The sequence below is a fragment of the Bacillus sp. sid0103 genome (assembly GCF_019219025.1).
Map to the genome: position 1 here is coordinate 381155 of NZ_JAHUWN010000002.1, position 15770 is coordinate 396924.

Annotated in this window: 12 protein-coding genes; 5 read left to right on the plus strand and 7 right to left on the minus strand. The window is 40.0% G+C overall.

The annotated features are described in order from the left end of the window. Positions 1–89 precede the first annotated feature (89 nt). The 3 genes from KW850_RS03840 (at position 90) to KW850_RS03850 (ending at position 4411) form a co-directional block, all read left to right on the plus strand. Complete coding sequence (locus KW850_RS03840) at positions 90–2306, plus strand: glycerophosphodiester phosphodiesterase family protein (RefSeq protein ID WP_218346243.1); 2217 nt, start codon at positions 90–92, stop codon at positions 2304–2306. Between the two features lie 402 nt (positions 2307–2708). Further along, entirely contained in the window at positions 2709–2915 is a 207-nt protein-coding gene (locus KW850_RS03845) for a DUF3311 domain-containing protein (protein WP_218346244.1), read from the plus strand. After that, complete coding sequence (locus KW850_RS03850) at positions 2912–4411, plus strand: sodium:solute symporter family protein (RefSeq protein WP_218346245.1); 1500 nt, start codon at positions 2912–2914, stop codon at positions 4409–4411. The genes KW850_RS03845 and KW850_RS03850 overlap by 4 nt, the downstream gene beginning before the upstream one ends. A gap of 150 nt (positions 4412–4561) precedes the next feature. Here KW850_RS03850 and nagZ read toward each other — a convergent pair whose 3' ends face one another. After that, positions 4562–6316 (minus strand): beta-N-acetylhexosaminidase, encoded by a 1755-nt coding sequence (gene nagZ, locus KW850_RS03855; RefSeq protein ID WP_218346246.1) that lies wholly within the window; start codon positions 6314–6316, stop codon positions 4562–4564. Between the two features lie 407 nt (positions 6317–6723). Between nagZ and KW850_RS03860 the strand changes: the two genes are divergently transcribed. Then, positions 6724–7506 carry a 3D domain-containing protein gene (locus tag KW850_RS03860; protein ID WP_218346247.1) on the plus strand — a complete coding sequence of 261 codons (783 nt, stop codon included), beginning with the start codon at positions 6724–6726 and terminating at the stop codon, positions 7504–7506. Between the two features lie 263 nt (positions 7507–7769). Here the strand turns inward: KW850_RS03860 and KW850_RS03865 are convergent, their stop codons facing one another. Continuing rightward, positions 7770–8957, minus strand: coding sequence for an amidohydrolase (locus tag KW850_RS03865; RefSeq protein ID WP_218346248.1), 1188 nt, complete (start codon positions 8955–8957; stop codon positions 7770–7772). A gap of 528 nt (positions 8958–9485) precedes the next feature. On the opposite strand from KW850_RS03865, the gene KW850_RS03870 reads away from it, so the two are divergent. Then, positions 9486–9860 (plus strand): DUF4430 domain-containing protein, encoded by a 375-nt coding sequence (locus KW850_RS03870; protein ID WP_218346249.1) that lies wholly within the window; start codon positions 9486–9488, stop codon positions 9858–9860. Between the two features lie 260 nt (positions 9861–10120). On the opposite strand, the gene KW850_RS03875 is transcribed toward KW850_RS03870, so the two are convergent. From KW850_RS03875 to KW850_RS03895, 5 genes are all read right to left on the minus strand, one after another. Then, positions 10121–11584, minus strand: coding sequence for a sodium:solute symporter family protein (locus tag KW850_RS03875; protein ID WP_218346250.1), 1464 nt, complete (start codon positions 11582–11584; stop codon positions 10121–10123). Further along, complete coding sequence (locus tag KW850_RS03880) at positions 11581–11769, minus strand: DUF3311 domain-containing protein (RefSeq protein WP_218346251.1); 189 nt, start codon at positions 11767–11769, stop codon at positions 11581–11583. Before KW850_RS03880 ends, KW850_RS03875 begins: the two co-directional genes overlap by 4 nt. Positions 11770–12008: 239 nt before the next feature. Then, complete coding sequence (locus KW850_RS03885) at positions 12009–13100, minus strand: tartrate dehydrogenase (protein ID WP_308128745.1); 1092 nt, start codon at positions 13098–13100, stop codon at positions 12009–12011. Between the two features lie 18 nt (positions 13101–13118). Next, positions 13119–14570, minus strand: coding sequence for an aldehyde dehydrogenase family protein (locus tag KW850_RS03890; protein ID WP_218346252.1), 1452 nt, complete (start codon positions 14568–14570; stop codon positions 13119–13121). Beyond that, positions 14563–15645, minus strand: coding sequence for an aromatic ring-hydroxylating oxygenase subunit alpha (locus tag KW850_RS03895; RefSeq protein ID WP_218346253.1), 1083 nt, complete (start codon positions 15643–15645; stop codon positions 14563–14565). Before KW850_RS03895 ends, KW850_RS03890 begins: the two co-directional genes overlap by 8 nt. Between the last annotated feature and the right edge of the window lie 125 nt (positions 15646–15770).

Below are 15770 nucleotides of genomic sequence, written 5' to 3' on the forward strand. Positions count from 1 at the left end.
CTAAATATTAACATTCTATCAATTACGACTTTACAATTCTCCTATACTTTTAAATTGAAATACATAATCTTATAGGAGATGAATTGAGAATGAAAAAGAGTTTGATTGCTGGATTAGCTTGTCTGTCCCTTGCGGTAACTTCAGGAGCACCTTATGCCGTTTTAGCCCACCCTATTGAAACATCAGCTACTGACAATGGACAAACAACCTTACGTCCTCTTACCTCTGATGTAGCCGTAATCGCGCATCGCGGTGCCTCTGCCTACGGCCCGGAACATACACTGACAGCCTATAAGCAGGCTATGACGATGAAGGCTGATTATGTGGAATTCGATTTACAAATGACCAAGGATGGCCAATTGATCGCTTTGCATGATGAAACGCTCGCACGAACAACGAATGCCAAGGAACTTTATCCGGACCGTGCACCTTGGCGGGTAAAGGATTTTACTCTCGAAGAAATCAGCCGTCTCGATGCAGGTTCATGGTTTAACAAAGCTTATCCGGATAAGGCAAAAACAGAATACATTGGACAGCATGTACCGACGCTCGAGGAAGCCATCGAATTTGTTAAAAAACATGGGAATGGCAAAGTAGGCCTTTACATGGAAACAAAAGCACCAAGCGTATATCCAGGAATGGAAGAGAAAGTAATTGAAATCTTGAAAAAAACCAATGTCCTGGATGACGAAAAGCTGTTTCTTGAATCATTTAGCGAGGAAAGCCTTCGTAAGTTGAAGACTCTTGCACCTAATGTAAAGCTGATTCAGCTTTATTCAGGAGGTATGCTTGCAGGTAAGGATGTATATCAAGAATTCAAGCGAATCTCTGACTATGCTTCTGGTGTAGGTCCTAGTAAGGAGCTTGTTGTTCCGAAGCTTATGGAAGCCGCTCATCAAAACCAGTTTCTCGTCCATCCTTGGACCGTAAATTCTCAGGATGATATGGTATCCTTGCTCTCACTTGGTGTAGACGGAGAGTTCACAAACAATCCTGACCTGTTGGATGATTTACTGGACAAGCCGTTTATTTCACATGGAGTGGCCAGCGGAGATGTAACCGATTCTTCAGCAATGTTATGGGCACGTACAAACGGAAAAGCTAATGTTAAATTTGAATTATCTACTGACAGCAGTTTTAAAGACAATACGATCGTCAAGACAGGCCGTGCCAATGTAGAGGATGATTATACAGTAAATGTAGAGGTCACCGGATTAAAGGCTGATACCAAGTATTTTTACCGGGCACATGCGGTTTCCAGCAAGTATTCTGTGAACGGTTCATTTAAAACCGCACCGCAGGAAAACAGCTTAAAGCCAATGACAATGGTTTGGGGCGGAGATACTGGCGGCCAGGGAGAGATTCCGCCATTTAAATCGTTCAAAGCAATGTCAGCATTAAATCCAGACTTCTTCCTGTTCAGCGGGGACACCATTTATGCCGATAATAAAACACCGGCTGTGCCTAACCCGCCTTCTAAAACTGTGCAGGATTTTTGGGCAAAATATAAAGAAAACCGTACGGATGCAGGCTTGCGCAGTCTCCTGCAAAAAACAGCAACATTTTCTATTTGGGATGACCATGAAGTAACCAATGACTTTTCAGGTCCGTCTCAGGAGTTGACTCCGACAGGCTTGCGTGCATTCAAGGACTATTGGCCAATTTCAGAGGAACGCAGTCAAGCGGACAAGCTTTATCACAAGTATTCATGGGGTAACACAATGGATATGATCATCCTTAACAACCGCGGATACCGCTCACCTAACACTCAGGCAGATGGACCGGATAAAACCATGCTTGGTGATGAACAGTTAAAATGGCTGGAACAGCAGCTTCTTGAGTCGGATGCAAAAGTAAAACTTGTAGCGACTTCCGTGCCTATCTCCGTGCCGACCGGAAAAGCAAATTCCAGGGATGGCTGGGCGAATGCAAATCAAATAAACCCAAATGATCAGACCGGATATGAGAACGAGTTCAAAAAAATCTCTGATTTTATCATTGAAAAAGGAATCAAAAACGTGTTTTTCGTTACGACGGATGTCCATTTTGCCGAGATCATCAAATATGATGCCAATAAGGACGGCAAAACCGATTATAACGAGCTGATCAGCGGTCCAATCGGAGCTGTAAAAATTAACCCTGGTACATTGGATCCGACCTTTGGTCCGGAGAGATTATATGCCGAAGGGAATTTCTTTAACTACGGTGTGTTCAAGGTAGATCCTGCAAGTAAGCAAGCTACAGTGGAAATCCAGGATGAGAACGGAAAGACTCATTTTAGCCATTCTTTCCAGCTGGAAGATTAAAATATAGTAACCGAAAACCAGGAGACTGGTCTCTCGGTTTTATCAACCACTAAGAAGCACCGGGCCGCCGCCTGGTGCTTTTTTCAGCAAATATCAAATCCTTCCCCACCGTTCAGCGGGAGGCCATATATTCAAGGGTTTGGGCATTGCTTGCACTTATAAAATGCATCACATATTTTAATAATGATTTATATTAAATAATAATAAATTCAATATAAATTCAGTAAAGAATAATAGTTTGTTAATTCGAATTTTATAAATTGTTAAAAAATTTCCTTGTAATCTCTCATTAAAATTGTTACTATTACCTACATAAAAATTACATGACAATACTATTAGTCTGACAATATTACTATTTTAGTATTGATTAACTCAACTATGAGCAAGCAGGAGGTTCTTACTATGGGCAGAAAATTCATCAAATTATTATTGATTGTACTCCCTCTTATTTCTCAATTAGCAGTCCTACCTTTTGTCAATCGAATTGACCCAATTGTTTTAGGATTACCCTTCCTTCAATTTTGGCTATTTTTATGGATCATTTTAACACCTTTATGCACATTTGGAATTTATCAACTTCAGAAATCAGAAGGGAGTCTTGACGAATGAAGGGTAATTTGACAGCTTTGTTAATCACAGTATTCATTATCTTGACCGTAGTTTTGATTGGATTTATAGCAGGGCGAAATAAATCTTCGCGGAGCTCAGTAGAAGAATGGTCTGTTGGGGGCAGACGCTTTGGCGGATTGCTAGTTTGGTTTTTAGTAGGAGCTGACTTATATACAGCTTATACATTTTTAGGACTAACAAGTACATCCTATGCAGCGGGAAGTCTTGCCTTCTTTGCGATTCCTTATTGTATTATCGCCTATTTTGTTTCTTACTTTTACCTTCCAAAACTCTGGAAAGTAGCGAATAAATTTAAACTAACCACACTAGCGGATTATGCGAGAGACCGTTTTGACAGTAAACTTCTTTCCTCTATGATTGCAATTGTCGGCGTATTGATGCTTATCCCATATATTGATTTGCAGTTAGCCGGGATTCAAGATACCCTTCAAGTCGCTGGAACAGGTTACATTAATGTGAAGGTTGTCGTTATTACGTCATTCTTACTTGTTGCCCTTTTTACATTCTTTAGCGGAATCAAAGGCCCTACCTATACAGCCATCATTAAAGATGTGCTCGTATGGGCGATTATGTTATTCCTGGTGGTTTCTCTGCCGATTATCCATTTTGGCGACTGGAGCCCGATGATTGATACCCTTGTGAAGGAATCACCACAATTACTGACGATTCCTACATCAGGCCCGAAAGGCATTCCATGGTTCATGACAGCATCACTTGTTTCTGCCTTGGCGTTATTTATGTGGGCTCATGGAGCAACAGGTGTATTCACAGCGAAAAGTGCGGATGCCGTTCGAAAAAATGCCATGTTCCTGCCATTATATAATATCGTCTTAATCCTGGTTATTTTCCTTGGCTTTGTCGCATTCCATGTGTTGCCGGAAGGAAGCAACCCGCGGTTTGCCTTTTTAAATCTGATTCAAGTTTCATACGGCGGTATCGGACAAGGGTTAGCGTATTCAACGATCGCCTTAGCATCGTTAATTCCATGTTCGATTATGGCCATCGGTGCTTCCAACTTATTTGCCAACAACATCTATCGTGATTTGATCAATCCGAACGTAAAAGGTGCCAAATTAACACTCGTCACACGTTCGATGGTATTCGTTGTCATTGGTCTTGCTTTATTATTTGGACTGTTATTCCCTACAGCGTTAGTATCTTTACAGCTTTTAGGTGTATCAGGAATGGTTCAGATTTTCCCAGCGATTGTGATTAGCTTATTCTGGAAAAATCAAACGAAAGAGGCAACAATTATTGGATTGCTTGTCGGGTTGGCAACAACATTTACAGTATACGGAACAAACAGCTCACATGGAATTTATGAAGGGTTTTGGGGATTATCAGCAAACTTATTATCGATGATTATTCTGAATCCTTTTTTCGCAGCAAAAGCGATAAATCGAACAAATTCTGTAAAAGAGTATTTGTTTCATTCATCAAAACAAGACACAGCTAAGCTTAGAAAAGGTGCATAACTAAATATGTTTAATAGAGTTACACCGTTTGGACCTATGAAGGATTCCAAACGGTGTTTTTTTGCATGTTAAAAGAAGAATAGATTTATTGTTGATTTATAAACAATAAAAAGATCAATCCTTTAGTTACATTAAAATTAGTTATAACAATTAGTTTGAATAATCATCCAGGAGTTTTTTTATTGATTGGTTTATTTCCTCTATATTCACATTTTTCACTTTCGCATTATTTATTTCATATTTCTTTTTTAACTTCAAAATTCTACTTACACTTTCATTTATTCTTTGTTCAGTAATTTCCCCTTTTTGGACAGCGGTTTTTAAAGAAGAAATGGTTTCCACGATATGGTTATAACCATGTCCAACTAAAATAATATCGCTGCCGGCCTTGACTGATTCAACAGAAGCCTTGCCAATCGAATAATGGTCAATAATCGCCCCCATGGTCATGTCATCCGTTATGACAACACCGCTAAAGTCTAGTTGTTTTCTCAAGACCCCTGTTATGATATTTCTGGACATGGATGAAGGAAAATCAGCATCCAGTTTGGGCAGTAAGATATGGGCAACCATAACAACATCAGCCCCGCTATTAATTGCCTGCTCAAACGGGATTAATTCGAGTTCGTTTAGTTGCTTAAGGCCTTTATTCACAATTGGCAGCTCTAGATGGGAGTCAACAGACGTATCTCCATGACCCGGAAAATGCTTAATGGTTGGGATAATTTTTTGCGACTGTATACCTTTAAAAGTTTGAATCCCAAGCTTACTAACAATTTCAGAAGTATTCCCAAATGATCGATCCCCTATAACCGGGTTGTTTGGATTGCTGTTGATATCCAGCACAGGAGCAAAATCAAGATTGAAACCAAATCCTTTTAACTCCTTCCCTAACATCGTCCCCACATGATAGGAAAACTGAGAATTATTAATGGCACCAATTTCTTTATTGGGTGGAAAATTAATTAATCCGCCAGGGAGCCTGGTAACACGCCCGCCTTCTTGATCCACTCCTAATAGAATCGGCAAATTCGGATCACTTTCGGACTTCAGTTGATTCACAAGCTGAACTGCTTGCGTTGGGTTGACTAAATTGTACTTGTAAAAAATAATCCCGCCAACCTTATCTTTCGTTAGTAAATTTTTTGTATTGGTATCCATGCTGGTGCCAGTTATACCTGCGATGATCATTTGCCCAATTTTCTCATCTAAACTCATACCTGCTATCATATCTGATATGCTCTGTTGTTCGTCAGGTTGATTGGAATGATCCGCTTGATTTTTTATTTGTGTATAGACTGAAATATGGTCCACTTTTGGATTCGGCTCCTGATCGGTTGGTTTTGGTAAGATCCACTTTAACTCTGTTAAAGGGGTAACCTGATAGACCAGAATGATTTGGTCATGAGTATCGTCTTTGAAATACCGAATCTCATCAGGTTCTCCACCTGTCATCTTGATTTCATTTTGGCGGATTTTTTGTAATTCAGGATCAAATGATCTGATATCCGAGACAACTTCACCCAGATACCCTATGACGACATTACGATTCTCATATTCCTCGTATCTAACACTTGCTGTTTCCGTTGTTTGGTTCGGTTCTCCCCATTTATTATGTACTTCCTTAGCCTTAGTCTTACCGGAAATAAAGGGGATGTTAACCACTTTTCCTTCCTTTGCCAGGGAAAATATTTCACTACTATAGGCATGCAGATCCTGATTTTTGTCTTCAACTGATTCTGTTGGTACATTTGTTGAGGTTTGGGGGGGTTTAGAGTTTACCTTTGTTGACTGTTTCACGCCCCAGTCCTTATCAATAGCATAAATAACAACAACGAGAATAATAAGGAAAGATAGGATTGACAAAATAAGTGGTTTCAAGATGGATTTTTTACGTTTTGACATAAAAGGATACCTTTCTTTGGCGAACTTGCCATTTATTTATTGCTAGTCTTACACCATGGCTTGTTTATCCATTATACCTAAATAGAACGTTAATAACTTGCTGTAACATACAAATATGATTCATACCTTTGTATATTACGGCTTTTTAATGAATCTAGAAACAATTCTTTTATGGAACAGAATGCCAGTTAATGAAGGAGATTGAATCGTGTATTTACCTGGCTTTCTGCTTTGAATGGGGCTTTTAGAAATATATTATTTTCTGATTTTTCGTTTAGTTTAGAAATATTATTGCAATATAAATGCCACGGACGTAAACGAATTAACATCTCCCTGTTCTTTGTTTCAGAAAATTCTATGTTACTATTTAGAAAACTTAGCAACCAAAGAACATGGAGGGTAAAAGAATGCTTAAAAGAATTATATCAATTATAGCAGTTGCTGTACTCTCAGTAACTGTAAGTGCTAATGTACAAGCTGCAACTATTACTGTACAAAAAGGGGATACCCTTTGGGATCTATCACGCGCAAATAATACTTCTTTAGAAAATATTCAAAAGTTGAATCATCTTACTACGGACCTTATTCACCCCGGGGATGTATTAACCATTGCACCGGAAAAACATTATATAGTTAAACAAGGTGATACATTATGGAATATATCTATGGATCATCATGTAACTGTATTGCAACTTAAAGAATGGAACCAATTAACTACCGATCTCATCCATCCTGGATTAAATCTATTAATCTATGAAGGTTTAAATACTACTACTACTAAGGTTGTAACAGAAGAACCAATCAAGCAGGCGGCACAAGCAGCATCTGCAAAGCCTGCAGCGCAGGCACCAAAGGCAAGTGAACCTGAGGTTGAAGCTGCATCAACTAGTAATACGAGTTCAAAGGAAATTACTGTGAAAGCTACAGCCTATACGGCTTCATGTGAGGGATGTTCAGGTACTACGGCTACCGGAATAGACCTTAAAGCAAATCCAAATGCAAAAGTCATCGCAGTTGACCCAAATGTTATACCGCTTGGCAGTAAAGTTTATGTAGAAGGCTATGGTGAAGCAACCGCCGGAGATACTGGTGGAGCCATTAAAGGAAATCGAATTGATGTCTTTATTCCTTCTCAACAAGATGCAATTAATTTTGGGGTAAAACAATTAAAAGTAAAAATACTAAACTAACATAGTCAAAACCAGGCTATCCTGAGGTCTCAATATATGTACAAAAAACTGCAATCCCTTTAAGGGTTGCAGTTTTTTGTACATTAACTTTATTAAATTATTCGATTGCCCACCTATTTATGATACGGTTCACCGTAATGAATCAAAATGAGGTTAATAAATGTTTTATATCACTTTTGATTCATTCAAAATGATTCCATACAAAAAACCATAACACATACTAAATCAAAGGAAGTATGTGTTATGATTTTTTTAAATTTCATTTAGTCTAATTCATAATAACTGCAAACAACTTGACCAACAGTTTTCGCAGCTACTAGGAGTGCATCTTCATCGATATCAAATTTTGGATGATGATTAAAGTAAGGATTTTCTACTCCTTTTGGTGTACATGCGATGTAAAAGAAGCAGGCAGGGAATTTTTCAGCATAATAAGCAAAGTCTTCGGATGGAGACATCGCCGGAAATTCTTTCACTTCTTTAATATCCTGGTCATTCATGCCTTGCAAACTTTCTGCAACAAATGCCGTAAGCTCAGGGTCGTTGTATAAAGGTGGATAATCTGGAGTATACGTAAGCTCACAGGTTACGCCAAATTCTTCTTCAATTCCTCTTACAATCCGTTTAACTTCTTTCTCAATCGTTTCTTTTGTTTCTACAGTCATATAGCGAATATCGCCTTCAAGTTCTACGCTGTCCTTGATCACGTTGAATGTCCCTTTTCCATCAAAAGATCCAATGGTGATAACACCCACATCGAAAGGACTTAATCTGCGGCTGACTATGGTTTGCGCCGCTGTTACAAAATGGGCAGCAGCAACAATGGCATCATTCGCCAGATGAGGAGAGGAACCGTGGCCACCTCTTCCTTGCACCTTCAATTTCATGTATGCTCGTCCATTGAAGGAATACCCTGCATGATATCCTACTGTTCCCACAGGTCCCATTGGTAACAAATGAATGCCATAAATCGAATCTAAATCGTCAATCAAGCCAGACTCGACAATACTTTTTGCTCCACCTGGGGGAACTTCTTCTGCATGTTGGTGAATGATTTTGATGGTACCCGGGATGGAGTCTTTTAATTGAATTAAGCAATCAGCCAAAACTAACAAGTAAGCAGTATGTCCGTCATGTCCGCACGCATGCATGACACCTTCATTCTTTGACTTAAAAGGCACATCCGCTTCTTCTAAAATAGGAAGTGCATCAAAATCAGCTCGAAGACCAATGGTTTTTCCAGGTTTTCCACCTTTAATCGTTACGATAATGCCATAACCATTTCCAACATTCGTTTGAAGGTCAACATCTTTTCCTTTATAAAAATCCGCAATGTACTGAGCCGTTTTCTCTTCTTCAAATGAAATCTCAGGATTTTCATGTAAATGACGGCGGATTGCTATAATTTCTTCTTTACGTGATTCTAACATGCTCATTAATTCACTTTTCATCATTATCGTCTCCCTTTTTGATGGTATAGAATGAAGAAAATAGGCCGAATCCAACTTCTTTTGATACTTATTTCTCTTAATTAGCGGCTTTCTGTTGGTATTGAGGTGCGTTTAATATTGAAGCACCTGATGTTTTGCCAGCATTTTTTGGAACCATTATTATTATAGAAAGAATAGAAAGTACCCCAAATATAATGTTTACGATAATCCCCACTGATTCGGCTGTCGCAACACTTCCAGCTGCTGCAACTGAACTATAAACCGTTGCGGAAATGGCAACACCGAACGCACTTCTAAGTTTCGTAAAATATGTAATAAGTTTCCCTAATTATGTGGTAAATACCTATAAATATGTAGTAAGTGCCAATAAATATGTAGTAATTTTCAACAGTTCGCGAGTTTTTCTATTGTAGATAATGGATTAATAAAGCATCTCTATAAATGCCCCCTTTAATTTAACAATTAAATCAATAATTTCCGCCAAATTGCTTACAATATGAATAATATACGCTAAAAGGAGATTAAAAAATGCTTATTAAAAGGATAGCGATATTTTTACCACTATTTCTCTTTTTTGTCTATTTCCCAACACTTGCAATAGAAACGACGGGCACTTTCAGAATTATGAATGACAATAAAGAGACTATTATTTCAAAAGAAGTTTCATTTCAAGAAGGAGAAACATTATACGAAGTGACGAAAAGGGCATTTGACGTAGAAGAATCCAAGGGTAATATTATATCCATCAACGGTATTAACTCCATTCCGAAGAAAAATATACATTGGGCAGCTTTTGTGAACGGGGATTTTGTCGAAGTAGGTATCGATGAAGTCACTCTCTATGCAAACGATAATGTAGTATGGGCTTTAAAAAACTATGATAATGAAGAAATTTTAAAATAAATACGCACCGGCGAACTCAAGCAACAGATTTATTAACAAAAAAGACACGTAAAATTGCGTGACCTCTCAGCGATAATAATCAATATAAATTTTGCTTTGGTATTGAAAAAACCTACAAAGAAACATCCTTTGTAGGTTAGTTGGAGATAAGTGATTAGGTTTTTTAAACTAAACTTTTAACGCTTCTTGTTCAACCTTTAGTATCTTGTTTGCACCTAAAAAGTGAACCCGTAGGATAAAGGCTGGCTATTCGATAATGGTTATACCGCTTTTGTCTCCATCTCTGTCTCCATTTTTACTGTCTTAGTAAATGCACTGACCGCGAACATAAAAACAATGTTAACGACAAGGGCTGCTATTCCGACATCAAGATCCTTTATAAACTGTGGGGCTTTCGGAAAGAACGTCCCCATAGTTGAACTAGTTATGGTTACATAAGCAACCATGATGACACCGGATATTATTCCTGCAGATGCGCCTGTTTTGTTTACAGGGTTTTTCTTCCATAGGCTGCAAAGCAGTGGAGGGAATAATTGCAGCACAAAGCTGTAAGCCATAATCAGCAAGGCAATAATACTGTTTCCGCCGAAAAAAGTAAAAAATAATGCGATTAGCGCCACGATAGGGACAAACCTACGCGTGTATCGCCCAATCTGCTCATCGGTGGTATTCGGTTTGATCGCCTTATATATATTTTTCGATAAAATCGTCGAGGCTGTTAGTAATAACATCGAACACGGAACGAGTGCAGTTAATATACCGGCGGCTCCTATGACTCCGACCACCCACGGATCAAAAGTTGCTTTTGCGATTTTAAAGAGAGCTAAATCTGTATCTGCTCCTTGTAAATTTGGAATTTGTAAAAGGGCTGTGAAGCCAATGAATAAAATGAATACTAAAATGATTTGGTAAAGCGGCAAAATAGCAGCATTCTGTCGCAACGTCCTTTCATTTTTAGATGATAGGCTTGCCCCGAAGCATTGTGGCCACATATATTGCCCTAATCCGATCGTTAAACAGGTCGAAATATACCAGGATATACTGTATCCTTCTTTCGGAATTAATAAAAACTCCGGCTTTGCCTTATCCAATGTTTCAAACATCGGCTTGATTCCGCCATGATAGTGATACGGCAGATAAATTCCTAAAAATAGAATGACAACGAGAAGGAGAATGTCTTTTAAAATGGCTGTTGAGGCTGAACCGTGAATACCGGACAATGTCACAAATATTGTGACCGCAACCACCCCAATGCACACCGCTAAGTTCGGTGAAATCGCGCCATAGGAAGCCTCTGAAACAATGATTTTAAGTCCTTTTAACTGTAAAACGATATAAGGAATCATCGAAACAACACCGACGATGGCTACTAATAACCCGAGTGATTTACTGTCATACTTCTTTGCAAAAAAGTCAGATTGAGTAATCACACGATGCTTTTTGGCATAACGCCAAATCGGAGGCAAAATCCAGAACGGCACAATATAACAGAAAGCGTTGAAAATATAAATGATCGGACCTCCCATGCGGTAGGTTCCGCCGGTTCCGCCGAGAAATACATACGTTGTAAAAATTTCACCGGCCATTAACACAAACATGATGATAGGACCAAAATTACGGCCGCCTACAGCCCATTCTTCGAGTTGTTGTCCTTTACGAGCACGGATCCCCAAATAGAAGGCAAGAAGAAAAGTACCGATGAGAATGATGATAGAGCTAATCATTTAGTCCCCTCCTGTCTATCTAACAAAATATTAGTAATGAATAAAAATACTGAAGTTAAAACGAGCCAGGCAGTCGCCCAAAAAACAATGAAGGGTAACCCAAATATATAAGGCTCGATCCGGTTTACGACCGTGAACGCACCAATGATAGGAATTATTGCAAGGATCCAAATTAAAACTTTCACTCAAAAATTCCCCCTCACGAAAAATTAGTATGAATTTTCAGACTTTATATTCTCTAGTTGTTTCGAATTCTCCGAATTCTACTAGAGTAGAGTATTAATAATCAAAAAACAAGTGAGTTTAGCATCATGTTTGAAAACGCTTTAAATTTTTGAAAACAAATATGAAAGGGGTATTACATAAAAGGCCAATACGCAACCTTCTATGTAATACCTAATAAAGCAGATAATCTATCTGTCTATCAGCTTTTCACCTTTTGAGAATAAACGATTGATTTCATCAGGTCTACGACACGGTTTCCAACCTCTGACGTAGAAGAAGTTCCTTTCATATCCGGTGTCAAAACCTCATTTTCCACCAAAAGTTGTTCGATCGCATCCAACACTACTTTTCCGTATGCTTCATAGCCGAAAAAGTCGAGCATTTGGCTTGCGGACCAAATAGCGGCAAGCGGATTAGCAATCTGCTGTCCGGCAATATCAGGAGCGGATCCGTGAATCGGCTCAAACATAGACGGAAAGTCTCTTTCCGGATTGATATTCGCACCAGCAGCGAGGCCGATCCCGCCAGCGATGGCCGCGCCCAAATCCGTTAAAATATCGCCGAACAAGTTCGAGGTCACAACGACTTCAAAGCGTTTTGGATCTTTAATCATCAGCATCGCAGCGGCGTCGACGAGATAAGAAGCCGTTTCGACTTCAGGATAGTCTGCGCTCACTTCTTCAAATACCTGGTCCCAGAAAACCATCGAGTAATTAAGGGCGTTTGCTTTAGAAATGCTCGTCAGTGATCTGCCTTCTTTTTTCGCCGTTTCAAACGCGTAACGAATGATTCGCTCCGTGCCTTTACGGGAAAAGACACCGTTTTGCAAAACGACTTCGTGATCCTGCCCTTTAAACAGCCAGTCACCTGCGCCTGAATATTCGCCTTCACTGTTTTCGCGAATGAACAGCATATCGATGTCTTCGCGTTTCACGTCGACAAGCGGTAAGTGCGCTCCTTTTAACAGCGTTACAGGCCGAATATTCACATACTGATCGAAGCTTTTTCGTATTTTTAACAATAAGTCCCACAGGGAAATATGGTCCGGGACGCCCGGAAACCCGACTGCACCCAAATAAATCGCATCAAACTCTTTGAGCTGCTCGATTCCATCATCATCCATCATTTTTCCATTTTTCGCGTAAAATTCGCAGCCCCATGGAAAGTAAGTAAAATCAAATTGAAAACCCGAATCAAGTTCAGCCACTTTTTTTAATACTTTGACCCCTTCATTAATGACTTCAGGGCCAATGCCGTCTCCGGCGATAACTGCTATTTTAAATTGCTTCACAATGATCTCCCTCGTTTTTTAGCCTTGGTTCCAAACGACCAATTTCATTTCAGTCATTTCTTCCACAGCGTATTTGATTCCTTCACGGCCTGTCCCACTTTCCTTCACACCGCCGTATGGCATTTGGTCGACACGATAGTTCGGTACGTCATTAATCATGACCCCGCCCACATGCAATTCCTGTGAAGCCTTCAAAGCAGTTTTCACATTGTTTGTGTAAATTCCGGCCTGTAATCCGAAACGTGAATCATTCACCTGCTCAATCGCTTCTTTAATCGAACTCACCTTGTTGACAACGACAACCGGAGCAAACGCTTCCTGACATGAAATTTTTAACGCATGGTCCGCATCGGTAATAATGGTTGGCTCAAGCACGCCATCTTGCAGTTTGCCGCCCGCTACGATTGTTGCATCGCTGCCTTTCGTTTCCTCGATCCAGCCCAGGACACGTTCAGCTTCCCCTTTAGAGATTAAAGCGGAAATATACGTGTCCGGATCAAGCGGGTCGCCGATTTTCAGCTTCTTCGCCGCTTCCGTGAACTTCGCAACAAATTCTTCATACACATCTTCATGTGCATACACACGCTGCAGGGAAATACATACTTGCCCTTGGTTAGAGAAAGCGCCCATGATGCAGCGGTCTATAATGGAATCGATGTCAATATCCTTATCAATAATTAAGGCGGCGTTTGAACCGAGTTCAAGTGTTGTCTTTTTCAAACCGGCCTTGTTCCGGATGCCGATACCGACGCCAGGACTTCCTGTGAATGTAACCATGCTTACACGGTCGTCTTCGACAATCGCGTCCCCGACCGTGCCGCCGGGACCTGTTACTACATTTAATACGCCCGCTGGGAGACCCGCTTCTTCAAATATTTCCGCGATAAAGAGGGCAGACAGCGGTGTTTGCGATGCTGGCTTCAAGACAATCGTATTGCCAGCCGCAATCGCCGGCCCGACTTTATGAGCAACAAGGTTCATCGGGAAGTTAAACGGTGTGATCGCTCCAATTACCCCAATCGGCTCTCGAACCGTGTAACCAATTCTTCCGACGCCGCCAACGGCTGCGTCAAAAGGAATCGTTTCTCCGTGAATTCTTTTTGCTTCTTCAGCCGCAAACTTATACGTTTCAATCGTTCTAGCCACTTCCGCTTTCGCGAACATAATTGGTTTAGATGATTCACGAGAAATCACTTCAGCCGCTTCGTCCGCTTTCTCTTTTAAAAGCGCCACAACCTTTTCCAAAATCTCCGCCCGCTGATACGCCGGCATTTTCGCCATACTTTCGCGTGCTTCGTAGGCCGCCGCAATCGCCTGTACCGTCAGGTGTTTATCTGCCATCGCAATTTGAGCGATTTCTTCCCCGGAATACGGGGAGTATAAAGGAGCATATTTCGCTGCTTCCACTTTTTCTCCATTGATCATCAGAAACTGCTTTGTCGCTTTTACTTTATTCGCTAAATTACTCATTGAGGGCCTCCAATACCATTTCATGAAATTGTACAATTGCTTTTTCTGAAGACGAATATCTTCCTTTGTTAAATGCACGAGAGCGGAAACCGATTTGTTCTAACTCGACAAGTTCCACATCTTCCAGGCGAACTTGTTCAGCAAAAGCAACTAAGTCTTTTTCTTCTTGAGTCAAATTCTCATCACGGAAATAATAAGTATAAAGAATCAAAGTTGTTTCATGATCAATCGGCACCAATTGAATCGTCGCCATATTGCCAGGACCCGGATAAATGGTCAACATTAGGTTAGGCCACAACCAGAAGAAAGATCCGCCTTGCATTTCCGCCTGATTTAAATCGACAGTTCCATAATTTTTATCCGGTTTAACAATGGAGCCTTGTAGTGAATAATTTTCACATGTAATGATTTGATAATCATCCATGTCAAGGGCTGCAACGAAGCTTGGATGGGCGACATGACAGTGGTCACACTCTAAATAATTGTCAATAAACGCTTTCCAGTTCGCTTTAATCACCCTTGATGTTTGGTTTGTTCGTTTTAACTCACTTAAAAACGGATATTTGCTCAAGCGGTCGAAGAAATCGCCGTAAGATTCGCTAAGCGGCTTCGCGTTATCGTCCAAGTTGACAAAGATTAAAGATTCCAAGATTTCCATCCGGACTGAGCGCAAACAAGCGTCCTGTACACAAGCGGCATCTTCCCCTTTAAAGTTAGGTGCCTTGTTTAATTGCCCATCTAATTTAAATGTCCAGCCATGGTAGGCGCATTGTAAAATTTTCTTCTTACCTGACTCATTTTTTTCAAGCTTTGTCGCACGGTGCGGACAGACGTTATAAAAAGCGCGGATGACTTCATCCTGGCCACGAGTCACAATAATCGGTTCGTTAGCTACTTCGGTAGTAAAGAAGGCACCTACTTTTTCTAACTGACTGACATGCCCCACAAGCTGCCATGATTTAGAGAAAACAAGATCCATTTCTTTTTCAAGTACTTTCGGATCTGTGTATTTGTCATAAGTCAATGTTCTTTCAAATGTCCGATTTGATGCATTTTCTACTTTGTTATAAGCCATAATTCATTCTCCCTCATAAATAAATGATTTTTAAGTACTTGCTGGCAAAGACTCTTATTAAATATTTAAAATAGTACAGCAATTAACAACATTAACAACATACATACCTTGCTTCCTGACAATTT